The sequence below is a fragment of the Enterococcus sp. DIV0240d genome, assembly GCF_051711245.1.
In the GTDB taxonomy this organism is placed as follows: domain Bacteria; phylum Bacillota; class Bacilli; order Lactobacillales; family Enterococcaceae; genus Enterococcus_D; species Enterococcus_D casseliflavus.
Genome location: NZ_JBIOMG010000003.1, coordinates 25,188 through 48,738, shown reverse-complemented (window position 1 = coordinate 48,738; position 23,551 = coordinate 25,188). Strand labels below are relative to the sequence as shown.

26 protein-coding genes and 1 other RNA gene are annotated in these 23,551 nt (G+C 44.5%); 9 read left to right on the top strand and 18 right to left on the bottom strand.

Annotation, left to right across the window (positions count from 1 at the left end):
- Window positions 1-54: 54 nt before the first annotated feature.
- The 3 genes from ssrS (at window position 55) to IGJ25_RS16775 (ending at window position 1,251) form a co-directional block, all read left to right on the top strand.
- Window positions 55-249: non-coding RNA, 6S RNA (ssrS, locus tag IGJ25_RS16785), on the top strand.
- Window positions 250-416: 167 nt separating this feature from the next.
- Window positions 417-707: a hypothetical protein gene (locus IGJ25_RS16780; protein WP_010749034.1), complete on the top strand. Its 291-nt coding sequence runs from the start codon at window positions 417-419 to the stop codon at window positions 705-707.
- Window positions 708-771: 64 nt separating this feature from the next.
- A complete protein-coding gene (locus IGJ25_RS16775; RefSeq protein ID WP_010749033.1) occupies window positions 772-1,251 on the top strand; it encodes a universal stress protein in 480 nt (159 codons plus the stop codon).
- Window positions 1,252-1,535: 284 nt separating this feature from the next.
- Here the strand turns inward: IGJ25_RS16775 and IGJ25_RS16770 are convergent, their stop codons facing one another.
- Window positions 1,536-3,116, bottom strand: a complete 1,581-nt coding sequence (locus IGJ25_RS16770) for an ABC transporter (RefSeq protein ID WP_225001322.1) — start codon at window positions 3,114-3,116, stop codon at window positions 1,536-1,538.
- Window positions 3,117-3,872: an ABC transporter ATP-binding protein gene (locus IGJ25_RS16765; RefSeq protein WP_005227750.1), complete on the bottom strand. Its 756-nt coding sequence runs from the start codon at window positions 3,870-3,872 to the stop codon at window positions 3,117-3,119.
- Between the two features lie 270 nt (window positions 3,873-4,142).
- Between IGJ25_RS16765 and IGJ25_RS16760 the strand changes: the two genes are divergently transcribed.
- From IGJ25_RS16760 to abc-f, 3 genes are all read left to right on the top strand, one after another.
- On the top strand, window positions 4,143-6,143 hold the full coding sequence (locus IGJ25_RS16760) for a KUP/HAK/KT family potassium transporter (protein ID WP_005227748.1): 2,001 nt from the start codon (window positions 4,143-4,145) through the stop codon (window positions 6,141-6,143).
- 80 nt (window positions 6,144-6,223) lie between these two features.
- Window positions 6,224-6,352 carry a hypothetical protein gene (locus IGJ25_RS16755; protein WP_005233423.1) on the top strand — a complete coding sequence of 43 codons (129 nt, stop codon included), beginning with the start codon at window positions 6,224-6,226 and terminating at the stop codon, window positions 6,350-6,352.
- Between the two features lie 104 nt (window positions 6,353-6,456).
- Window positions 6,457-8,040, top strand: a complete 1,584-nt coding sequence (gene abc-f / locus IGJ25_RS16750; RefSeq protein ID WP_081116941.1) for a ribosomal protection-like ABC-F family protein — start codon at window positions 6,457-6,459, stop codon at window positions 8,038-8,040.
- Window positions 8,041-8,135: 95 nt separating this feature from the next.
- Here the strand turns inward: abc-f and IGJ25_RS16745 are convergent, their stop codons facing one another.
- The 15 genes from IGJ25_RS16745 to IGJ25_RS16675 form a co-directional block, all read right to left on the bottom strand.
- Complete coding sequence (locus IGJ25_RS16745; RefSeq protein WP_005227746.1) at window positions 8,136-9,596, bottom strand: peptide MFS transporter; 1,461 nt, start codon at window positions 9,594-9,596, stop codon at window positions 8,136-8,138.
- 359 nt (window positions 9,597-9,955) lie between these two features.
- Window positions 9,956-11,140 carry an acetate/propionate family kinase gene (locus tag IGJ25_RS16740; RefSeq protein ID WP_005233419.1) on the bottom strand — a complete coding sequence of 395 codons (1,185 nt, stop codon included), beginning with the start codon at window positions 11,138-11,140 and terminating at the stop codon, window positions 9,956-9,958.
- Window positions 11,141-11,164: 24 nt separating this feature from the next.
- A complete protein-coding gene (locus IGJ25_RS16735) occupies window positions 11,165-12,169 on the bottom strand; it encodes a class I SAM-dependent methyltransferase (protein WP_081116942.1) in 1,005 nt (334 codons plus the stop codon).
- Between the two features lie 167 nt (window positions 12,170-12,336).
- The gene (comGG, locus tag IGJ25_RS16730; RefSeq protein WP_015510479.1) at window positions 12,337-12,708 is read right to left on the bottom strand and encodes a competence type IV pilus minor pilin ComGG; all 372 of its coding nucleotides are present in this window, start codon (window positions 12,706-12,708) and stop codon (window positions 12,337-12,339) included.
- Window positions 12,671-13,096 (bottom strand): competence type IV pilus minor pilin ComGF, encoded by a 426-nt coding sequence (gene comGF / locus IGJ25_RS16725; protein WP_005227741.1) that lies wholly within the window; start codon window positions 13,094-13,096, stop codon window positions 12,671-12,673. Before comGF ends, comGG begins: the two co-directional genes overlap by 38 nt.
- Window positions 13,086-13,400: a hypothetical protein gene (locus tag IGJ25_RS16720; protein ID WP_015510481.1), complete on the bottom strand. Its 315-nt coding sequence runs from the start codon at window positions 13,398-13,400 to the stop codon at window positions 13,086-13,088. Before IGJ25_RS16720 ends, comGF begins: the two co-directional genes overlap by 11 nt.
- On the bottom strand, window positions 13,381-13,854 hold the full coding sequence (gene comGD, locus IGJ25_RS16715) for a competence type IV pilus minor pilin ComGD (RefSeq protein WP_081116943.1): 474 nt from the start codon (window positions 13,852-13,854) through the stop codon (window positions 13,381-13,383). Before comGD ends, IGJ25_RS16720 begins: the two co-directional genes overlap by 20 nt.
- A complete protein-coding gene (gene comGC, locus IGJ25_RS16710; RefSeq protein ID WP_081116944.1) occupies window positions 13,829-14,134 on the bottom strand; it encodes a competence type IV pilus major pilin ComGC in 306 nt (101 codons plus the stop codon). Before comGC ends, comGD begins: the two co-directional genes overlap by 26 nt.
- Complete coding sequence (gene comGB, locus IGJ25_RS16705; RefSeq protein WP_034869028.1) at window positions 14,131-15,159, bottom strand: competence type IV pilus assembly protein ComGB; 1,029 nt, start codon at window positions 15,157-15,159, stop codon at window positions 14,131-14,133. The genes comGC and comGB overlap by 4 nt, the downstream gene beginning before the upstream one ends.
- Window positions 15,113-16,075: a competence type IV pilus ATPase ComGA gene (gene comGA / locus IGJ25_RS16700; RefSeq protein WP_438779480.1), complete on the bottom strand. Its 963-nt coding sequence runs from the start codon at window positions 16,073-16,075 to the stop codon at window positions 15,113-15,115. Before comGA ends, comGB begins: the two co-directional genes overlap by 47 nt.
- Window positions 16,076-16,163: 88 nt before the next feature.
- On the bottom strand, window positions 16,164-16,820 hold the full coding sequence (trmB, locus tag IGJ25_RS16695) for a tRNA (guanosine(46)-N7)-methyltransferase TrmB (RefSeq protein WP_015510485.1): 657 nt from the start codon (window positions 16,818-16,820) through the stop codon (window positions 16,164-16,166).
- 57 nt (window positions 16,821-16,877) lie between these two features.
- Entirely contained in the window at window positions 16,878-17,657 is a 780-nt protein-coding gene (locus IGJ25_RS16690) for a phosphotransferase family protein (RefSeq protein ID WP_005227730.1), read from the bottom strand.
- A gap of 104 nt (window positions 17,658-17,761) precedes the next feature.
- A complete protein-coding gene (locus IGJ25_RS16685; protein ID WP_081116946.1) occupies window positions 17,762-18,973 on the bottom strand; it encodes an ABC transporter permease in 1,212 nt (403 codons plus the stop codon).
- Complete coding sequence (locus IGJ25_RS16680; RefSeq protein WP_081116947.1) at window positions 18,970-19,704, bottom strand: ABC transporter ATP-binding protein; 735 nt, start codon at window positions 19,702-19,704, stop codon at window positions 18,970-18,972. Before IGJ25_RS16680 ends, IGJ25_RS16685 begins: the two co-directional genes overlap by 4 nt.
- A 77-nt stretch (window positions 19,705-19,781) precedes the next feature.
- Window positions 19,782-20,261: a hypothetical protein gene (locus tag IGJ25_RS16675; protein WP_005227727.1), complete on the bottom strand. Its 480-nt coding sequence runs from the start codon at window positions 20,259-20,261 to the stop codon at window positions 19,782-19,784.
- Between the two features lie 211 nt (window positions 20,262-20,472).
- On the opposite strand from IGJ25_RS16675, the gene IGJ25_RS16670 reads away from it, so the two are divergent.
- From IGJ25_RS16670 to IGJ25_RS16660, 3 genes are all read left to right on the top strand, one after another.
- Window positions 20,473-20,898 (top strand): HIT family protein, encoded by a 426-nt coding sequence (locus tag IGJ25_RS16670; RefSeq protein ID WP_005227719.1) that lies wholly within the window; start codon window positions 20,473-20,475, stop codon window positions 20,896-20,898.
- Entirely contained in the window at window positions 20,899-21,273 is a 375-nt protein-coding gene (locus IGJ25_RS16665; RefSeq protein WP_005227717.1) for a YtxH domain-containing protein, read from the top strand.
- A gap of 115 nt (window positions 21,274-21,388) precedes the next feature.
- Complete coding sequence (locus IGJ25_RS16660) at window positions 21,389-22,423, top strand: peptidylprolyl isomerase (protein WP_005227715.1); 1,035 nt, start codon at window positions 21,389-21,391, stop codon at window positions 22,421-22,423.
- Between the two features lie 169 nt (window positions 22,424-22,592).
- Here the strand turns inward: IGJ25_RS16660 and IGJ25_RS16655 are convergent, their stop codons facing one another.
- Window positions 22,593-23,537 carry a 3'-5' exoribonuclease YhaM family protein gene (locus tag IGJ25_RS16655; protein WP_225001324.1) on the bottom strand — a complete coding sequence of 315 codons (945 nt, stop codon included), beginning with the start codon at window positions 23,535-23,537 and terminating at the stop codon, window positions 22,593-22,595.
- Window positions 23,538-23,551: the final 14 nt, after the last annotated feature.

Sequence of the window (23,551 nt, the reverse complement as noted above, 5' to 3'; positions counted from 1 at the left end):
CGTTTTCAAACAACTTTATTGCACCTTCGTCATTCCTATGCTACTATAAGGGTGGGAATTCTGTGATGTACGAGTTGTCCCTTTTGTGTGTTGACCGAACATTTTTATTGATATCTTGGGATCCGTCTTGTGTCAATGCTGGTAACATGCCTTTTCCTTTGGTAGTTCGAAGCTTAGACCGTGGAACCCACCTGCTAGAATTTGCGGGATCAATACTATGGGAAAAAGAACGGCATCAACGGATATTACCCATTCTTTTTAGAATGTGCCATCTGTTTTTAACAGATGGCTTTTTTGCGTTTTCTAACTGATAGCAACAGTGAAACGTCCTTGCCTGACATCAGAGTAAGGGTGGCTTTTGCTATTCTTTCTAGGGTTCGCTATACTAAACTTATCAACTTAGGACAGGATGGCGTATGTTTATGATTCTTCTATTATTTACGATCGTGGCACTCGTATTATTCGGCACCAGTTATTTGCTTTATGCCAAACAAGCGATTTTTTTCACTTTGATCCCTACCACCGAGGCGAATAAGGTCTTCTTAAAAACCTATAGTCTCATTCATTTCCTTTTAGGCGTGGTGGCATTGGTTGTGGGCTTTGTCGATAAGGAGCTGATTGCCTTGTTTTATTTGGCTTTATTGCTGCTCTCTTCCGCATCTTTCAGCATCTTGCTGGCACAAAAAATGAAAAAAAAGAAAGATTAGGTTTTCTTTTTCCAGAAAAAAGCATTACAATAAAAGTAGAAGATAACAGATGGGAGTGTTTCTTATGTTACAACAATATCAACGAATCATGGTAGCCGTCGATGGGTCTAGCGAGTCAGAATTAGCCTTCAAAAAAGCCGTGAACGTGGCACAGCGGAATGATTCTGAATTGGTTTTAGCACACGTGATCGACACTCGTGCCTTTCAAACCGTTTCTTCTTTTGACGGCATGCTTGCTGAACAAGCAACCGAAATGGCCAAACAAACCTTGAAAGACTATGAGGATTATGCCCGCAAGCATCAAGTAACTGCGGTCAAAACGGTGATCGAATACGGCTCGCCAAAACCGATCATTGCCAAACAATTGCCCGAAGATCACGACATCGATTTGATTATGATCGGTGCCACTGGTTTAAATGCCGTGGAACGAATCTTTATCGGTTCCGTTTCTGAATATGTCATTCGCCATGCCGGCTGTGATGTGTTAGTTGTACGGACAGACCTAGAAAACAAAGTCCCAGCAAAAGACCACACGAAAGCTTAATAGTGAGACGACCTGCCGCTGCTTGGCAGGTTTTTTTGTACAAAAAAAACCGTGACAAAAGCAAAAGAGGCAACGAGCGCTCAGGTCTCATTGGTCTTTTTGACTTTGGTCACAGCTCTTTGACAAGTCGGTTATCCAAACTTGTACAGCAAAAAATGAAAGCAAAGTAATAGGTACTCCTATCTAACCATGTTTCCGCTTGATTGTAAATAGTTTTTCTGAATTTTCTGAATAAATAGTTAATTTACCCATCCTTAAATTAAAAAAGCAAAGCGTCGCTTCCCTTAGGAAAAACGACGCCAAAATATATGGTGATAATGGGCTATCCAAAGGACGCTGGTCAAGAGGATCACAAAGAAAACCGGACCATTCAATAACCAAAAATCAACCGAAGTCGCAGCAAAGCCGTAAAGGATGATAACAATGATGGAAAGAAACAGCGTTGCGATCGTTCCAATGGCTAACCCAAGACTCCCCGCCCCTCTCGTAAACAATTGACTGATGTTGGTCCAATCCAAAAGCAGCAGCCGATAATCACGAGCAAAATATTTCAAGCACAAAAGAAAACTGCTCCAAAGTGCCCCGATTAGAAAAGAGACAGCCAAAATCAGCGGCATTTTGAACAGAAGGACTGCTGCCAGCACGATGACTGCCGTTAAGCTCAGCTGCAAAACGACGCCAAAGCGGAATTTTTCCCGCAAGTAGCGCTTCATCGATAGCGGCAAGGAGCGGACAAACAAGAAATTCTCCTGATCCAGTGAGATCAAATTACTGATAAAAGAAGTCGGGTTGACCATCAATGCTGCCAAGGCGATCCCCGCCACAAAAACGACACCGATAAACCGCTCATCCAATTCACTTAACTGAATCGCTCCTGTAAACACAAAGGACACTAAGAAAATAATGGGCATCAGCAACGAAGAAGAAAAGACTTGCATGATCAAATTCGGATCTCGGATCAACTGCGAATTGTAATTAAACAACAGCTGGCCCAAGCCTTGATTGGGTTTATGCTTCCGACGAACACTCCCTTGGTTGGGCGCCGCGGCTGCCACTTGCTCATAAAACTTCGGCAAGATCAATCGATAGAGGGCAAAAAGAAACACGCCTGCTGTGGCGATGATCCCTAGCAAGCTAAGCAAACCAGTCGTTTGAAACGGTGCCACCATCACATAATAAAAGGGCAATAAAAAGCTGATCGCTCCCCGATCTACCACGTCTGTCTCATAAGTATTCACCTGATTCATCATTAAGACCCCGATCACAACAACCAGCATCGTCACGCCTAGCAATAAACTAGTGACCAATTTTTTATGCTTCAAGAAAAACTTGGTGCGCGTCAGGCTGAAGACGATCAAGCTGCAAATGCTGAAGATCAAGACTAAAAACAAGCCGAACAGCAAGAACGCCCATAAGATCGTCAGCAAGAAAAAGACATTTGCCCGAATCCCTGTCAGGAGAAATAAGACCAACAGAGGAAAAATAAACGGCGCAACGGTGAGAAATACCACCACGATCTTTGCCAGAAAAATTTCACTCTGTCGAAAGGGCAGCGGCAAATACGCTGGCAGATCTTGACTCTCGAAAAAGACATTGTAAATAGACGAAATCCCTTGGGAAAAGCCTAAGATCCCGAACAAAGCGACATAAGCGGTAAAAAAGCCTGGCATCTGACTAAAATCCAATGTGATCATCGTCAACCCATAGACTAGCAGAAACACTACCCCAGAAAGCGCATATTGAAACAACAAATAACTGGTCAAGGTCGAACCAGCCTTGCCTTTTTTGCGGGCTTTGTCTGTCAATTGGGGATTGGCATACCGCAAATTAACGGAGGTCAGAGTCAGAAATTGTTGTTTTCGCATCTACGCTTCCTCCGCTTCTGCAAGAATCGCTTCTTCTTGACTTCTCCCAGTCATTTGCAGATAGATCGTTTCCAAAGAAAGCGACGGATGCTGTGCCAGCAAATCTGCCACTGAGCCATTGTACAGCAGCTCGCCTTTTTTCAAAATCGCCAATTGATCACACAACTGCTGGGCGGTGTCTAAGACGTGGGTGGAAAAAATCACGGTCTTGCCCTTGGCAGCATGCTGTTTCATCATTTCTTTTAAATCATACGCCGCTTGGGGATCTAAGCCTTGTAACGGTTCATCCAAGATCCAAATGTCAGGATCGGGGATCAATGCCCCAATCAGCAGCGTTTTTTGCCGCATTCCATGGGAAAAGCTGGCGATGGTCTCTTCTTCATGAGACAGCATATCAAACAAGCGCCCTAATTTTTGCAAACGCTCGGCCTTTTCCGCTGCTGGCACCTCATACGCGGCGGCAATCAAGTCCCAATACTCCCCTGCCGTTAGCTGTAAAAACAAATCTGGCGTGTCCGGCACATAAGCAATTTGTTTTTTTATCGCTTCGCGATGTTCCACGAGGGATTGGCCATCAAAATAGATTTCCCCACTCGTCGGTTGCAAAATACTCACTAAGCTTTTGATCGTGGTCGACTTCCCTGCTCCGTTGTGTCCCAGAAAGCCAAAGATCTCCCCTTGACGGATCGTCAGGGAAAGATCAGACAACGCTTTTTTTGGTCCATACTGTTTCGTCAGATTCTTGATCTCAATCATTTTCCTGCCTCCTTATTCCATACCTATTGTTATCTTACGCTGAAAAGCAGGAAATGAAAAATGTTTATTGCCATTTTTAACAAATCAATTGACAGGAGCTGTAAAAACAAAGATAATAAGAGCACTTTAGGGGAGTAGCACATGGATCGTTCCATGATCTTAGATCAACAGCAAGCGGGAATCCGCTGGTTTAAGATGTTTCTTGCAAGACCTAAGTGGCAAGGGGCCGCTTAGGTCTTTTTGCAGTTTAAAATGGAGGGAAAACAGTCAATGAGTTCAAGTAAAATGAAAAAAGTGACCGCCGGCGGACTTTTAGTCGCCATGGGGGTGGTCTACGGTGATATCGGTACGAGCCCGCTTTACGTAATGAAAGCCTTGGTGGAGGACAATGGCGGACTACGCACCTTAACACCCGATTTTATCTTAGGCAGCGTCTCGCTCGTCTTTTGGACGCTAACGCTGTTAACGACGATCAAGTACGTCTTGATCGCATTAAACGCGGATAATCATGGAGAAGGCGGGATTTTCTCCCTTTATACCCTAGTTCGTAAAAACAGCCGCTATTTGATTATTCCAGCAATCATCGGGGGCGCAGCCCTGCTAGCAGATGGCGTGTTGACGCCAGCCGTGACGGTGACCACTGCCATCGAAGGATTACGGGGCATTCCAGTCTTTTTTGATCGCTTCGGCAATGATCAATCGATCATCGTCGGCATCACCTTAGCAATCTTATTGGTCCTCTTTGCCCTGCAGCGTTTTGGGACTGAGTTTGTCGGCAAAGCCTTCGGACCGATCATGCTAGGCTGGTTCACCTTCTTAGGCATCGTCGGTGTGATGAACTTTGCTGGTGACCTTTCGGTGATTCGCGCCCTTGATCCCCGTTATGCAATCAATCTGCTCTTTAGTCCCGATAACAGTGCCGGTCTCTTTATTCTCGGCAATATCTTTTTGGCAACGACTGGTGCGGAAGCCCTCTACTCAGACTTAGGTCACGTGGGCAAGAAAAACATTTATGCCAGCTGGCCCTATATCAAAATCTGCTTGATGCTGAATTACTTTGGTCAAGCGGCGTGGTTGCTGCAAGTCTATCAAAACCCGACTTATCAAGAAATCGAAAACTTGAATCCATTCTTCCAAGCGTTGCCGCAAGGGTGGACAGTCTTTGGCGTCAGCTTTGCCACCCTCGCTGCCATCATTGCTTCGCAAGCCCTGCTGTCTGGCTCCTTTACCTTGGTTTCTGAAGCCATCAAGTTGAAACTATTGCCGCGGATGCAAATCATCTATCCGGGGGCTTCTATCGGGCAAATGTACATTCCTGCCTTGAACACCTTGCTGTGGATCGCCTGTTCTGGCGTGGTCTTGTTCTTCCAGACCTCTACTCGGATGGAAGCTGCTTATGGATTGGCCATTACAGTAACAATGTTGATGACCACTATTTTGCTGTATTTCTACTTGCATCAAAACAAGAAGACCCGTTTCTTGGCACCGTTCATCACGCTCTTTTTTGCAGCGATCGAGGGGATTTTCTTTATCTCCAGTGCGACCAAATTTTTCCATGGCGGTTACGTTGCCATCTTATTAGCCAGCGTGATCATCGGCGTGATGCTGATTTGGGAATGGGGCAATCGTATTCAAGAAAATGCTGCCGAAGAAGTTGCACTTTCTACCTACATCCCTCAATTGAAACAGTTGCGGGAAGATGATTCTTTGCCCTTATCTCAGACGAACGTCGTCTTCATGGTTCCTAAACTGCAAGACGATCAGATCGGTCAGCAGTTCATCTATTCCATTTTAGACAAACGGCCAAAGCGTGCCAAAGTGTATTGGTTCGTCAATGTGGAAGTCACCGATGAACCCTATACGAAAAAATATGAAGTTTCGATGGCAGATACCGATTTTATCGTTAAACTAAAGCTTTATCTCGGCTTTCGGGTGCCGCAAGAAGTCAATCTCTACATTCGCCAAATCATTCAAGAATTAATGAAAGATGGTCGCTTGCCGCTACAGCCGCAACGCTATTCTTTAACGCCTGGACGCAATGTGGGCGATTTCCAATTCGTGATGATCGAAGAAGAGCTGTCGAATGCAACTGCATTAAGCAAATGGCAGAAGCAAGTCATGCAGACGAAGCTTTTTATCAAACGCCATACCATTTCACCTGAACGCTGGTTCGGCTTAGAATACAGCGATGTGGTTCATGAGACCGTTCCATTAGTCATCGGACAGATGAAAGAAAGCTCTCTGACAGAATTACGCATCGAGGAACGCTAAGACACCGCCAGTACTGGTTGAACTTTCTGATACTTTCAGGTACACTGAAAAGACAAAGACACAAAGGAGGGGAAACTACCATGATGCGCATGACTAAAATAACAAGTAATGAAAATTACCAACGATACCATATCGCATTTAGCCATGCAATTGGTTTTACAGTTGCTGTTGACGGGACGAGTCTGTCCAAAACAGTGAAATTTACGTAAAATCAATGGCCATCTCAAGGTATTTTTCTCAAGAGAATCTGAGTTTAAATAACACTGGCCATGGATATCCATGGCCTTTTTGAGTGGTCTCAAGGAGAGAGATCATGATCATACAAGCAATTGCTATTAAAAAAACCATCGGCGGGAATCCGTTATTTGAGGAGTTATCCTGCCAAATCGAAGCTGGGGAAAAAATTGCCCTAGTCGGCATCAACGGAACGGGCAAATCAACCTTTTTACAAATCTTGACTGGCAGTGAAGGCGTCGATAGCGGCGTTATCAGCCGCCAAAAAGGCTTGAGGATCGGGACGGTCGAGCAAGAGCTGACCGTTTCTGAAGCAACCGTTACCCACTACCTGCTCCATTCTGCTGCTACCATTCAAGAACTCAAGCAGCAAATGAGCCATTACGAAGCCTTGATGGCAGAACCCGATACTGATTTAGAGAAGTGTCTGATCCGTTATGGCGAACTGCAGCAGCGCTTTGAAGAGCTGGGCGGCTATGGATTGGAAGACCGAATTTCCGCGATCTTACAAGGCTTAGGAATTCCCCATCGACAGAACGCACGCTTAACAGAGCTTAGCGGCGGTGAACGGGTCAAAGTCGCTTTAGCCAAAGTGTTAGTTGCCGATGCTGACCTGTTGTTACTAGATGAACCAACCAATCACTTGGATCTTTCCAGTATTCGCTGGTTGGAAAATTATTTACAGAATACGAAAAAAGCGGTTCTAGTCGTTTCGCACGATCGGCACTTTCTCGATCAAGTCACCACCAAGACCTGGGAACTGGAAGAAGGCGCCTTGGTTGAGTATCCTGGAAATTACAGCCGATTTCGTGTCTTAAAAGAAGCTCGCTTGGCAGAGCTGACCAAAAATTACGAACTGCAGCAAAAAGAAGTCCAGCGGCTAAAAGTCATGATTCGTCGGTTTCGTCAGTGGGGCCATGAAGGAGACAATGAATCCTTCTTCAAAAAAGCCAAAGAATTGGAACGCCGCCTAGCGAAACTTACACTGGTCAAACCGCCAGCGCCCCCGAAAAATCGGCTGCAAGGCTTGGCAAATGGCGGAAAATCAGGCAAAGAGGTGTTCATCGTTCGCGACTTGCACCAGCAATATGCCGATCAGCTCCTATTCAAAGACAGCAGTTTTGCAATCTACCGTGGGGAGCATCTAGCCATCATCGGCGACAATGGTACTGGAAAATCAACCTTACTCAAATTACTTCTCGGTGAGGAGCTTCCTAGCGGCGGCACTATCAAGCGCGGCAGCAGCTTACAAATCGGCTATTTGCCCCAACAGCTGCAGTTTGCCGATCCTGAGAGCCGCTTGTTGGCCTACGTACAGACGTTGACAGGAAACGAAGAGGCTGCTCGTCGGCAATTGGCCAAAAGTGGGTTTTATCAAAGTGATGTGGCCAAACGAATCAAAGATTTGTCTGGTGGTGAAAAAATTCGTTTGGCGTTACTGAAACTCTTTTTAGAAAAAATCAACGTCCTGATTTTGGATGAACCAACCAATCACCTCGACAGCTATGCCCGAGAAGAAATTGAAGAAATGCTGCAAGATTATCAAGGGACCCTGCTGGCGGTCAGCCATGACCGCTACTTTTTACAGCAGCACTTCCAAGAAGCCCTGGTCATTGCACAGCAGCAGATCACGCGCCAGTCCCTGAGCCCCTTGATTGACTAAGAGATTGATTCGCAACAAAAAAACTTGATTTTCCTACCGTATGCATGGGTTGTTCAATCCATGCATAGGCGGAAAATCAAGTTTTTATTTTTTGATCAATGAATGTTGCCGATCAAGTTGCGGATCGGTTTTCTAGCTAAATACAAGATGATGCCGACAACAACGGCTACTCCGCCGACGATGCCATAGTACATCCCTTCTGTTTGCGGTGTGTAGAACCGAGCGATTTGCGCATTGATGGCTTGTGAAGAAGCGTCTGCTAACAACCAAATCGCCAAGGTTTGTGCTTCGAAGGCTTTCGGCGCTAGTTTGGTCGTCACCGACAAGCCCACCGGTGAAAGACACATTTCCCCTGCAATCATGATGAAGAAGCTCAATACCAACCATAATGGGCTGACCCGTTCTTCTACTCCAAACAAGAGGCTTGGCAGCATTAGCAATAGAAAGGACAAACCGGCTAAGACTAAACCGATGGCAAACTTCACTTCTGTCCGTGGCTGACGAGAGCCTAGTTTGGTCCACAACCAGACAAAGACAGGTGTCAATAAGACGACAAAAAGTGGATTTAAGGTTTGATACAAACTTGCTGGAATATTGATGCCGAATAACGTTGATTGCGTACGGTCAGCGGCAAACAATGCCAAGATCGATGAGCCTTGTTCTTCCAATGACCAAAAGACGATCGCTGACAAAAACAGCGGAATGTAGGCCAACACTTTTTTCTTTTCATCTGGTGTGACATCTTTCGAACGGAGCATTTTGGTAAAGTAGTAGATCGGTAAGAAAATACCTAGAACACTGATAAAGTTGATGAAGAAATCCACCGTCAGATGGCCAGTTGCAGCTGCTGCGCCAAACAACACTGCCAATGCGAGAAGAACCAGAACGACTGCTCGGAAGAAGGTTTTCTTTTCGGCTGCCGATAAGGGATTCGTTGGCGCGATCGCTACACTTTTCAACGTGGTTTTTCCTTGCACATAATACTGCACCAAACCGATGAACATCCCGATGGCAGCAATCGAAAAGCCTAAGTGGTAGTTGACCTCTTGTCCTAAGATCCCGACGATGATCGGTGCTAACAAGCCGCCAATATTGATCCCCATGTAGAAAATCGAGAAACCAGCATCCCGACGGATATCGTCTTTGCTGTATAAATGCCCCACCATACCCGACACGTTGGATTTCAAGAGTCCGGTTCCGATGACGATCAGCATCATGGACACAAACAACGCTGGAATCCCTAAAGGTGTTGCCAAAACGATGTGTCCTAACATGATCAAGATCCCACCATAAAAGACGGATTTATTTGATCCTAACAGACGGTCCGAGATCCAGCCGCCAACAATACTTGACATATACACTAAGGAACCGTAAATGGACATGATCGCCACAGCCGTTCCTTTTGGCAATCCTAAGCCGCCGTTGGCAACTGCATCGTACATGAAGTACACCAAAATCGCCCGCATACCATAATAACTGAATCGTTCCCACATTTCCGTGAAGAATAAAGTCGACAGCCCTCGCGGCTGACCTAAGAATGTTTTTTCTTTTTCCATATGTAATGGCCCCTTATAAAAATTAATGAAAATAAAATAGCGGAATTTTTCTGAAAATTCACAAATGCCAGTTTATTCCCATTTGGCAACTTTTACAAGGGTATTTCCCTGAGAACATCTTGTAAAAAAGGAGGGAAATTTAAATTCAAATGAAAGCAAAATGAGAAGCCCTCCACCTAGGTGCAGTATGAGCCAATTCTCATATGTATAATTATTAAATTATCTGTTTAAAAAATTAGAAAATGGTCTTCACCAATTTTTCTCTCTAGCCCCATTTTGCGGACTTTCCTACAAAAAAAACACATGCAAGCATTTCTCTTGCATGTGTTTCAGCTTCTATTTCTAAAGAATGTTTTCGCTTAGCCGCGTAAACGTTCCACATCGCGAGCGATCATTAATTCTTCATCTGTTGGGATCAAAAGTACTTTGACTTTTGACTCTTCAGTTGAGATCACTAATTCTTCGCCGCGTTTTGCATTTTGATCGGCATCTAATTCGCAACCAAACCAAGTCATGCCTTTGATAACTTCGCTGCGGACGTGGGCATCATTTTCACCGATACCGGCAGTAAAGACGATCGCATCAACACCGTTCATGGTCGTTACATAGCCACCAATGTATTTACGGATGCGGTCAGTAAAGACGTCATAAGCAACTTTGACTTCTTCTTTGTCGTAGTTTGCTTCTAGATCGCGCATGTCGCTGGAAATACCAGTTAAGCCTAATAAACCAGATTTTTTGTTTAAAACATCCACCATTTCATCGATATTCAAATCTAATTTTTCCATTAAGTAAGGCAAAACAGCAGGATCGATGTCACCTGAACGTGTGCCCATCGTTACACCAGCTAATGGTGTGAAGCCCATTGATGTATCTACTGATTTTCCGCCGTCAACCGCAGTGATCGACGCACCGTTCCCTAGATGGCAAGTGATGATTTTTAATTCTTCGATTGGTTTACCTAACATTTCTGCTGCACGCTCAGAAACATAACGGTGGCTTGTACCGTGGAAGCCGTATTTACGTACTTTAAATTCGTTATAGTACTCTAATGGCAAGCTGTATAGGTAATTGTGTTTTGGCATCGTTGCATGGAAAGAAGTATCAAAAACAGCGACACTGATGATTTCTGGCAAGATTTTTTTGAAAGCAGTGATCCCCATCAAGTTTGCTGGGTTGTGTAATGGCGCAAATTCAGCCAATGCTTGGATGCGTTCCATCACTTCGTCTGTGATCACAACTGAATCAGGGAAATCTTCTCCGCCGTGAACGACGCGGTGACCGACGCCAGTGATTTCATCATAGGCACCTAAAATGTTTAATTCGATCAGTTGATCCAATAACATTTTTACAGCTACTTCGTGATCGTTGATGTCGATGATTTGTTCGAATTTTTGATCTTCCCCATATTTGATGGTAAAGATAGAATCTTTCAAACCGATTCGTTCAACGATTCCTTTAGCGACAACTGTTTCCTCTGGCATTTGATATAATTGCCATTTTAAACTTGAACTTCCAGCATTGATTGCGATTGTTTTTGACATGATGATCTCCTTATCCGAATTATATTACAGATTTGCTGCTTTCCAAGCCGCAAATTGTTCAAAAAGTTTTGTGATGTTCTTTGGTTCTTTCAGTGAGGCTAGCTTGACCAGCAAGACTTCGTCTGCTTGTTTGCTTGTCCCTCCATGGTTTTGTAAAAGCAAAATACTTTTACGTGAATGTTCATTTTTAAAGAGTTCTTCAGGAAGCTGAATCATTCCTTGCAAATAAACCTTTTCTTTCAGCCATTTTTTCAAAAATTCACTCTGTTCCGTTTCCAAGAAGTTGCTTGGTACTAAGAACAAACCGTAACCGCCAGCTTTGACATAGTTCATCGCTTGTTCCATCAACAAATGATGGGCGTAACTGTGCCCTTCTGGAGCCGCCGTAATGAAGCTGCGGGCTTTGTCATCTTGTGGGTAATAGCCCACCGGTAGATCGCTGATCGCCAGATCCATCGGTTCGATCAAAAGCTCTTGCAAGCCATCTTGATGGAACAAATGCAAGGGCGCTTTGGTCCATTCGCCAGTCACAGCTGCGATCGCCAACAAGGTTTCGTCAATATCCACACCGGTTCCTTCTACTGGACGCTTCGCTAATTGCAGATTCAGCAAGACTGTCAATAAGAGATTCCCCATGCCTACCGATAAATCAAGAAGTTTCACTGGTTGGTCGGCACTACTCAACTGCTCGATCAAATAGACGAATAAAAACCCAAGACTATCTGGTGTCAGTTGGTGATTGGCCTGCAGGCGTTCCGTTTGGCTGCCTTTCAACAAAACCAACTGCGCAAGCTTGCGTTTTTCTTCTGCCGATAGTTCCATTGCTCGAATTTCTTGATAGATGGTTTCTAAACGAGCAGCAGTTGCTTCATCTGGTACCCCATCGATCACGCGAACTTGGTATTGATCAACAAAATTTTCGATCGTCTCTACGTAAGCATCAAAAAAAGACGTTTCCAATGCGTTTTGAAGCAGTTGGATCGCTTCAACGGTCAAATGAAAAGACGTTTCCATTTTTTCTGCGGACATCTTGCACCTCTTTTCAAAACTATAACAACATATATACCTGTTTAATTTTAGCCGATTCATCCAAAATAATCAATCGCTTTCGTTTAGAATAATTTGTGAAGCTGTAAACATTCTTTTTCTATTTCTGTATGAAAAAGGATGGTCGAAACAACCATCCTTTTCCTGTACTATTCTTCTTGGTCATCTGTGTCTATTTCAGGCTCTTCTTCGGGTAACAAAAAGGTAAATGTAAAGCGGCGGCTTTTGACATGGCACTCGATCTGTAAGAGTTGTCCTTGCCGTTCATAGGTCAACTTTCCTACATTATAAAGTCGTGACCCTTGATCTGCCAATTCGTTTTGCAAGAATTCCGCATGAAACAGTTCGCTCATGATGCGGGCTTCATAGGTTTCAATAGTTTTTGTATAAAAAAGGGCTGTTGTGCGGCTGTTTTCTAACACTAGCAATAACATCAAGCTCAACAGCTGCACAAACAACAATGCTGTGAGTAAAATACCGCCTTTATGCCGCCTCTTGTGTGTGAATTTTCCATTGTCCAATTTTCTGCTCTCCATTCTCAAAGGAAACGGTAAAGCGGATCGCTGCGCCAATTTTCTCAAAAGACACATCCGTTACTTCTGTCAATAGTGGTTGATACCCATTGTTGTCCCGCTTTCGCAGCACGCGATTGATGCGATCGATGGTGACCGAATTGTTTTGACTGCTTCTCAAATACAGTGTGGTCTCACTGACCGATAGATAGGTACAGGTACTTAATTCCCGTTCCAGCTGAAACAAAAACACATGCCATTCTTGATCTTTGCGAGCCATGATCTGCTGATTGACGGGTGCGAGGTGCTTAACGATCCCGCTGATCAGCAATAAGCAGATCGCCAATACCCATAAAGACAACAGACACTCCAACAAAGTAAAGCCTTTACTCTTCATACACGATCTCCCAGAGCTGCTCGCAACTTTGGATGCGTGCCTGTTGATGCTGCGCTGCTTGCCAAAAGCGAACTTGATAGACTGCCTGACGCTGCGTCGTGTAGGTAATGGTTGACGCATCAAAGGAGTGGTTCTGGACTTCTTCATACAGCACCCGCAGCATTTGGGCTTTTTCTTGCAATGCCGCACTTTGCGTCAGTGAAGCGGTCTGCATTGCTAAAAACAGTAACACACAAGTTGCCAAGACCCCAAAGCCAATCAGGCTTTCTGCTAAGATGAACCCACTATTCAACGATTTTTTCATAACGGCCACTCCCAAATAAAAACTTATAGCTGATGGTTTGCTTTTTCTCCTGCCAATAGAAAATGATCCTTCGCAGACTGCTGTTGTTGCCGGATTGACTACTAAAAAGAATATCGGGAAACGCCTGCATCGCTAGTTGAGGAGGAACGTCGATCTTGGTGACTGGCTCAGTTGCAGCGCCGTAAAATGAAACAGTTGGTGTTGGCTCTGCTTGATAGGTTGCTCGGGTTTGTGTGTTATCGATGATGGCCGATTGCTGCAAGGTATAGAGTCCTTTTTCTAAGCGAGCACAAAAGCCGAAAACTTCCGCAGAGCGTTGATAGTACTCGATAGCCACGACGGGGATAAAGAGAAAGAGACTACTGACCAAGAGTACCAAGAGACTTTCCATCAAGGTAAACCCAGAAAATCCCCTAGTGCCATTGTTCTCACTTTCTCTGCTCATAAATCGCATATTGTTCCTCAGATACATACCCTTCTGCAATCAATTCTTCTTTCGAAGGCACCCGATCTTCATTTAGACGAAAGAGTTCGATCTGGGTTTCCACTACTTTTTCAATCGCCGCATTTCCTTTCTCATCAATGATTCCTCTTTGATTGGCAAGATTTGGGACAAACAACAAAACCAAAATACTGATCACTAATAAAACGACTAGCATTTCAACCAATGTAAAGCCTTTTTTGACACGCCAAATCCCCTGCTTGCGAGGAGATGCTACTTTCTTTTCTATCATTCGATCACTCCTTGGATATTTCCATAGATTGGTAAAAACATAGCGGCATAGATCCCAACGATCATTAAAGCAACCAACAAAAAAATCAGAGGCTGAACCCAGTGAATGGCTTTTTCGATTCGTTGAAACAAGCGTTCCATCAATAATTGACTGTATAAAAAAAGCTCTTCTCCTAACTTTCCTCGTACTTCTCCTTGAAAGACGATCAAAGAAAATTCGGGTGTGAGAAACGAGAAATGACGAAGTTTTTCTGGGAGTTCGCCCCCAAGTGTCAAGGTCACTCGCAGTTCTCGTGCTAATTCTTGGATCAAGGTAGCTTTATTGGTGTGCTCCATACACTCGATGATCTGTTGGATATCTAACCCTTGCTGAAACAACTTGCCCCATTCCAATGCGAAAAAACTCGTGTGATAACTCGTGTACAATGCTCCGAACAATGGCAGGTGGCTGAAAAACACAGCTTTTTGCAAGGCAGTGCGGCGGGCAAACACCCAGCGGCTGATCACAAAAAGCAGCACACTTAACAACAAGAAGAGGATAAGTACTGCTGGTGCCCAAGTGATGGCGCGAATGCCCCAATGACCTTCGTCGATCATGCCAGAGGCTAGCAATTGGGGCAATAAAAAGCGGTGCATCCCAAAAAGCGCAGCTATTAAAAAGACCAGTAACAAAAGCGGATAGGCAGCTACTTTGTACAGCAGCTGTTTTTGCTTGTTGACCAATTTATGGTAGTCGACCATCCGCCGCAAGGTCGCCGTGAGATCCCCATGATTTTCTGCTAAATGAAGCTGACTTTTTTCAGTAGCCGATAACGACAACGGCGCTACCGCTGCTGCAAAGCTTTGCCCTTGGGCGAGATGGACAATTAGCTGTTCGATCACAGGTTCAGAAAACTGGCGGCTGCGCAGCAGCACTTGGAGGCTTTCTTGTAGGGAAAAGCCACTCTCCAATAACACCGTGAAGGTGACTAAGAGGGCTTCAGTTGCACGGCGTGGTAGCTGGGGCTTCTTTTTCATAAACTTCATCGCTGATCCACCCACTTTCTTTCACTTGTTTTAATACCTGTTGCCACCGTTTTTCCACTTGCCCCTCATAAAAGTGATATGCCAGCAATCCATGAGGTTCATTCGCTTCATTTGGCAACAATCGCTGATAAATGATCCCTTGCAGCGCATGTGCCAGACGATCGTCTGTCCCGAGCAATTCCAGCAGCCGCGTCTTGGTTTCTGCTACACCTCGGGCATGGATCGTGGCAAATACTCGGTGACCTGTCAGAGCGGCTCGTACAGCGGCTTGCGCCGTTTCTTTGTTACGAATCTCGCCGATCAAAAGCAGGTCTGGACGATGCCGCAAGGACAAGCGAATCAATTCATCATAGTCTTGTTCGATCTTCAAATTGGTTTGCAGCTGTAAAAAGCGCGGCTCCTCGATCTCCACAGGATCTTCGATGGTAATGATTTGCCCCTTGGTTGCCCGAGCTAATTGATACATGAGGGGCGATTTCCCTGAGCCAGTGGGGCCAGAAAACAAATACAGCCCTCTTTGTTTGGTTGCCTGTTGGATCTGCTGGACGTCTTCTGCAAAAAAATAGCGCAGATGCTCCTGAGTCAAAGGATAAAGAAACCGCATCACGAAACTTTCACGCCCTTGGTAATCACCGACTGTGGAGATGCGCAGCCGCTGCAGCTGATCGCCTAACGGATAACTGACTGCTCCTAACTGAGCTTTGCGTCGTTCTCCCACCTCCATTCCTCCTAAAAATTTGAAGCGAGTGATCAGCTGCTGGGCTTCTTCGTTGGTCAGTACTTGATAGGTCTTTCTGAGATAGCTTTTACTGAAAATCACCTCCATCTGTGTACCGCTCGGCAAAATGGCCAGATCCTGCATGCGTTCTTGTCTGCCATAGTGAATCAACTCATCTGAGAATGCTTGAATATCCACGACTTATCCCTCCTAAAAAGAAATACGCAAGCCTTTTGAGAATAGAAAAAAAAGACGAAGCAAATTTGCTTCGTCTTTCGTCTCTTCTTTATTCCTGCGGGTCTTTTGCCACAAATTGGGCTTCCACCCGATAGATTCGCTGCCCGCGGCTTGAGAATTTTTCTTCATATTCCGTCATGATATTGTTCTCAAAGGTACTGTTATGCAGGTCCAACCAAACTTGTTTGATGATCATGCCATATTGAGAAAAGCTCGCTAAGGAATACTCAAACAATCCTTGGTTGTCCGTTTTGAAATGGATTTCGCCATTAGGTCGTAAAATTTGCTCGTCCACCGCTAAAAAGGCTTTAGAAGTCAAACGGCGCTTCTCATGCTTCTTCTTAGGCCATGGATCAGAAAAATTCAAATAGATCTGGTCTACTTCATTGTCTTCAAAATAGTTGGTCAAAGCCGAACCATCCACATGCAGCAGCTGCAAGTTTGGGATCTCCTGCTCGATCATTTTATCCAGTGCGATCGAAACGACACTGATCTGCATCTCTACCCCAATATAATTGATTTCGGGATGAGCTTTCGCCATTTCCGTAATAAATTGACCTTTTCCCATGCCGATCTCGATGTGTAGCGGATGATCATTGCCAAAGCGTTCATGCCAACGCCCTTTCCATTCGGTAGGCTCTGCAACGACGTATTGTGGATGAGCTTCAATCAGCTCTTTTGCACCTGCACGTTTTCTTACTCTCATGTTTCTTCCTTTCCGAAAAAACAAGATGGAACCAAATTGCCTCGCTCCATCTTCTCTTCATTCACTATAAATTCGTTTTAATTGTAAAATCTCTGCATTCATGGCTTTGTAATCGCCCCGCAGATAATATTTTTTGACCTCTTGCAGCATACTCAACAATGCATACCAATAAATTTTTTCGATCACTTCGCTGCTGCTATGGATACCGTAGCGCACCAGCCAATGGGACCAGCTGGATAGCGGCACATAGTGACCTAAAATAGTCCCGATATCGATTGCTGGATCTGCAAACATCACGGAATCCCAATCGACTAAATACAAATAGTTTTGACAAACCAGCCAATTTCGATAATTGACATCGCCATGGACGACCGCGGCTTTTTGCTCGTCAAAAGCTGGAATATTGGCTTTTAAATACTCGGTGACCAAATGAATAAAACGGTTTTGAGCCACCGCAGAAGGCAGCTGATCTTGATAATCCATCAGCATTTGTTCAGGCGATCTGACTTGTCCGCCGATTTTGCTTAGCATCTGTGCCAGCGTTTTTGAATGATGCAAGTGATACAACACATCAATGACGTCATTTCTTTGGCCGATCTCATCGGGATCTAAGACCCGTCCATCCAGCCATTCTTGTGCGGAGAGCGTATCCCCATTCCCCGTCCGTTTCGTCCAGACGAGTTTGGGTGCAATGCCCTCTTTAGAGAGTGCCGCAAGCATCGGGGTCGTATTTCGTTTGATAAAGACTTTGTCGTTGTCCTTGAGCCCGATATAGGCTTTCCCGGTGTCGCCTTTGATCGGCCGCATACGCCAATCTTGATCCAAGCGAATATCCATCCTAGCTTCTCTCCTTATTTCGCAGTACCTCTTATTCTAGCTTCCTAAAGGGTCGCCGTCAAGCGCATATGCGTTCGCTTTTTGTAAGAGAGGTTTCCTGAGGATCAGGCGTGCATTTTCTTTAATCGCCCTGGCAAGTAGATGCCTAAAAAAAGACCCGCAAAGAGGAAGAAGCCCACAAAAGCGATGCCCCCTTGCCAAACAACGGGCAAGCGCAAGCAACAGATCACGCCGAAAAAAACAGTCGTCACAAGCAAAAGTGACCCGATAATTTTTTTGATTGCTGTGGCTTTTTGTTTTTCTGGCACGGGATACAAATGGGTCAAAACCATGTATTGAAATTCATTGATCAAAGGGATCAGTTGGAAACCGATCAGATAAAGAAACAAGCAGCCGATCAGCAGACTGATCCAAAGCTCATCGACAAAGAATAAGACGAAGCCACCAATCAAGGATAACCGGACATAAAGACCGCCGTATTGCCCACCACGAATCACTCGGCGCAAGTAAAGATAAAGATACGTATTGCTTTGGGCTGGTTTGATCTTTGCCAGCAACCAGTCGAGGTATTTGCGTCGTTTGGCTTCCGTCGTGATTTGGGGAACATCTGTAAACAAGTTGATAAATCGATAGATCCGTAATAAGCGCGATTGCTCGGCTTGGATCATATAGTCCCAATCCAATAGCTGACGATTAGATTTCACGCCAAAGAGGAACCAGATTGCTTGGAGGATGCTGATCACCAACCCTAGCCAAGGTGCTACATAAATACTGGCAAGTGTGGCAGCTAACGCACTGGCGAACCAGATTCCTCGCTGCTGTTTGACTTGCTGCTGTGTTTCTTGATACAACCGAATCCGCTGCAGTGAAAAATCCCCCAGTTTTAACAGCCACATCATTCCTAAAAAGAAGGGAAAGGAAGCAAATGTACTGTTTGCGGTGACCACGACTAAAGGCATCGTTGCTCCTACGGCTAAAAATAAGACCCCAAAGGGCAGCCAGAGGGAATAACGCAGGGCTTGACTGAGGTAACTTCTCATTTGCCCTTCTTTGGCTAACAGAAAAATCAAATCTGCCGGTTTCGTCAGTGTCGCTAAGCGTCCCAGCGGTAAAACGAAGAGCCAAACAGCGACCACGATGATGCCGCCTAATGGAAACGGCCGCGGCAATGTTTTTAGCAATTCTGAATAATACAGCCCCAGACCTCCCACTAAGAAGGTGCTGATCAAAGCAAAATGATCATTGAAGACATAGCGCAAATAGTGTGTCATCTGTTTTTGATGCCGCTGTAAGCGTTGCGAGAAAAACTGCTTCATGCTTGACTCTCCTTTGTCAGTGCGAGGTACAGATCATCAAGGGAGGCTTCTGGTGCTTGAAATTGGCTTCTTAGCTGCGCCAATGTCCCTTGTGCGCGGATCTCACCGTTATGCAGTAGGATGAATTTGTCACAATACTTCTCTGCGGTTGCTAAAATATGGGTGGACATCAAAATTGATGCCCCTGTTTGTTTCATCTCATTCATCAGCTCCAATAACGCATTGATCGCTAAAGGATCTAATCCTAGAAAAGGTTCATCAATGATGTAGACGCTTGGCTCAATCAAAAAGGCACACAGCACCATGACTTTTTGCTTCATTCCTTTTGAGAAGTTTGCTGGGAACCAATCGAGTTTGTTTTCTAAGCGAAAGGTTTTTAATAAACGCTCCGCTCGCTTCATGGCTTCTTCTTGCGGAAGATCATAGGCCATCGCTGTCACTTCAATGTGCTCTCTTAAGGTCAATTCTTCATATAAAGATGGGGTTTCGGGAATATACCCGATTTGTTTGCGGTATTGCTCTGGGGTTTCCTTTAAGGTCAAGCCATCGATCGTGATCGTCCCGCTGTGAGGTTGCAGTAACCCGATGATTTCTTTGATCGTCGTACTCTTCCCTGCCCCATTCAAGCCAATCAGACCAACGAGCTCACCATCGCCGATCGTAAAATCAATATTTTTTAAGACTGGCAGCTGGTTATAACCGCCTGTCACATTTGTTACTTGTAAAGTCATTCTTTTCCTCCGATTCGCCTAATTACGGCTTTCTGTCAACGTAGGCTCTTTTTTCAATCCGCTAGCAAAACCGTTGCTTATTTTTCTTTATTCGTGACTTGTAAGATAAATTCGTTTTCTCCCACTGTAATGGTTTCTTGCGGCAATTCTTGGCTGCCAAAGCGTTCTTGCCACAGTTGTGCATCACTCGCTGGAAAAATGACCATTTGGATCGCACCGGCGGCAAGGCGGGTAGTAAAGGCTTGAACAGCAGCTGGTTCAGCATAGGAAACCAGACTGATCCTCAACTCTTCTTTTTGATACCCTTGGTCGATCGCCCAGGTCTCAACGGCTGTCTCTAATTCACTTTGCACCGTAGGGTCCATCGCTGTTTCAGTGACGATGGCGGCATTGACTACTTCTTCTTTTGGGCGCGTTAGCGAATAGGTGATCGAACCTGCGAACACCACAAAAAGCGTGATCGCAATCAACCATTCTTTATAGGCATAAGCCAAGTAGCGGAGCTTCGCTGAAGTCGTTGTTTTTTTCTGTAAGGTTTCTTTGATGATCGGTTTCATAGGTTCCTTCTTTCCAATTGATTTCTGATATTAAGTCTAGGGTTGTTGGAATCTAAATGCAAGCGTTTCTCGCTCGCTTTTCGCATTTCTTTAAAAAAGCGCCTTTGTTGAAGGAACAGTTGCCTTGTTCCGACTTTTTCAAAGAGGAAACCAGACGAAAAAAAGCAAAATATGGTAAAGTAGAGGTAATAGATCAAGGAGGTTTTTTACAATGGAAAATTGTATTTTTTGTAAAATCAACAATCGTGAGATCCCTAGCTACAAAGTCTACGAGGATGAGCAAGTTTATGCCTTTTTAGATATTTCCCAAGTCACCCCTGGTCATACATTGGTGATTCCCAAAACCCATGTGACGGATATTTTTGAGTACGATGAAACGTTGGCAGCAGCGGTTTTTGCCCGCATCCCTAAGATTGCTCGGGCGATCGAAAAAGCATTCCCTGAGATCGAAGGCTTAAATATCATCAACAACAATAAAGAATTGGCGTACCAATCGGTCTTCCATTCCCATGTCCATTTGATTCCTCGTTACAGCAAAGACGATGATTTCAAGATCCATTTTGGCAATCACGCAGACAATTACACGGGGGAAGAACTAGCGGCAATCGCCGAAAAAATTGGAAAGCAGGTGGACTAAATGATCGGCAATTTTCTTAAAGGACTATTATTCGGGTCCATCGCCGGCGGCTTAGGCGGTTTGCTTTTTGCACCGAAAAGCGGCAATGAAACCCGTGAAGAATTGATTCGCTATTTAGATGACACGACAGAAGCGACCTTAGAATTCAATGACAGCGTCAAACAGCTAAAAGATGCCGTAATGGTGACCCGCAAAACGATCGACGAAACGATCCCTGTTGTTACGGAGTCTTTCACGAAAGATTTGGAAGCCTTCAAATTCCAAGCCCAACCGCGCCTTGCTCGGATCAAGACCCAAATGGAGCAATTGAATCAACACATTACGACGATTCAAGCCCAAAGCGCAGAGGATGACAAACAAATCGAAAATTTGTAGTTTTTATGAATTTTGTTTGAAACATCCACTGTTTTCTTCCCAACCATTTCTAGAAGTGGTATAGTAGGTGCAGTGATTATTATGAATCTTTTTAGAATTAGGAGTGCTTAAACGAATGAAGAAAAAATTACTTTTAGTAGCAGTCAGTGCAATGAGTCTTTTTGCATTAGCGGCTTGTGGAAACTCAAGTGAGGAAATCGCAACAATGAAGGGCGGTAAAATCACTGTTCAAGATTTTTATGATAAAGCAAAAACAAGTTCAGAAAACCAACAAGCGTTGCGTCAAATGATCGTCTTAAAAGTCTTTAATGAAAAATACGGCGATGACGTGACTGAAGAAATGATCGACGAACAATTCAACAACGTGGCTGAACAATACGGCGGTAGTGATTCTTTTGAATCAACCTTGACTGCTTCTGGTTATACGGTGAAATCTTACCGTGCAGAATTGAAAGAACAGCTTGCGTTACGTGAAGGCTTAAAAGCCAACATGGATATTACTGATGAAGAAATGAAAACTGCTTGGGATTCTTTCCACCCAGAAGTAGAAGCACAAATCATCAAAGTAGCAAGTGAAGATGATGCCAAAGATGTCTTAGAAGAAGCGAAAAAAGATGATGCTGACTTTGGCGAAATCGCTAAAGAAAAATCAACGGATGCAGCAACAAAAGAAGATGGCGGAACGATCAAATTCGATTCTACGTCAACTGCTGTGCCAAACGAAGTGAAAACAGCCGCTTTTGATTTAAAAGATGGTGAAATCTCTGAAGTGATTTCTGCAACCAACACGTCGACTTATACGACGGAATACTATATCGTGAAAATGGTTAAAAACCAAGACAAAGGCAACGATATGGATAAATACAAAGATGAATTGACTGAAATTGCTCAAAACACGTTGTTGAATGATTCAACCTTTATGGCAGCAACGATCGGTCAAGAATTGCAAGCAGCCAATGTGAAAATGAAAGACTCTGACTTAGCAGACTTGCTTTCTGATTACATCACAGCTGCCGAAACAGAAGATTCAACTGCTGACTCTTCTGCAACGGATGCAACAGACAGCTCAGCAGCAGATTCTTCTGCTACTGAGGCAACCGATGATTCTACTGCAACAAGTGAAAGTGCTACAGATTCTTCTGCTGAATAAACAAAAAAAGAAGTGCCGTCATAGCGGTGCTTCTTTTTTTGTGCCGATTAGATTTCTATCTACGATTCAACTGCTTTTCCAGCAGCTAAAAAAGCCACGCTAAGCAAGCCTAGCGTGGCTTTTGTTCTTTCTATCATTCACTTTGATCGATCAAGCTGCAACGTCACTGCTACACTTCTTTCGGTACATAAAAACTCCGATTGTCCATGCCAAAAATTCGGTCTGTGTATTGACCAGGTTCTGTCAGGCGGATCGAGGTCAGCATCATTTGCATGGAAGCATCCAAATTATCGATCTGATGGAGGATCTCCGCTTCCATTATGCGGGGCCGAACAGGTGACCCATATTCTAACAAGCCATGGTGGGCTAAGACCATATGCCGCAAAACAACGATGTCTTCTTGTTTGTCATCAAATTTCAACGCAATACAGGCTTGCGTGATTTCTTCATCCACTAAGACCAAATGCCCTACTAGATTCCCCGCTAAGGTATATTCTGTCGTCATGGGACCTGTCAACTCGATCACTTTTCCTAAATCATGTAAAATAATGCCCGCATACAGCAGTGACGCATTTAATTCAGGGTATTCTTTGACGATCGCTTTTCCTAAGCGCAGCATAGTTGTCGTATGATACGCCAATCCACTGGCGAAGGCATGGTGATTGCGCTTCGCAGCTGGAAAATCAAAGAATTCCTTTTTATACTTGTTCAACAAGAAACGGACGATGCGATTCCAGTGAGGATTTGTGATCTCAAACAAGGTTTGACTGATTTCTTCTTCCATCTCTTCTTTTCGCAAGGGCGCTTTTTCCATGTATTGGCTTGGTTCGTGGGGTTCTTCCGGCTTCGCTAAACGCAAATGCATGATTTTGACTTGCGGATTGCCTTGGTAAACTTCTCGTTTCCCATCTAGTAGTACCACTTTCCCGGGTTCAAAACGGGCGATTTCTTCATCTGATGCATCCCAAAACTTTCCATCAATCGTGCCAGATGTATCCTGAAACGTGAAGGCAATAAACTTTTTGCCGTTTTTCGCGATCCGTACATCGGCATTTTTGACCAGTAAGAAAAGTTGAAACGTTTCATCAACAGTTAATTCACGAATTTTTTTCATGGGCTTATTTGGCC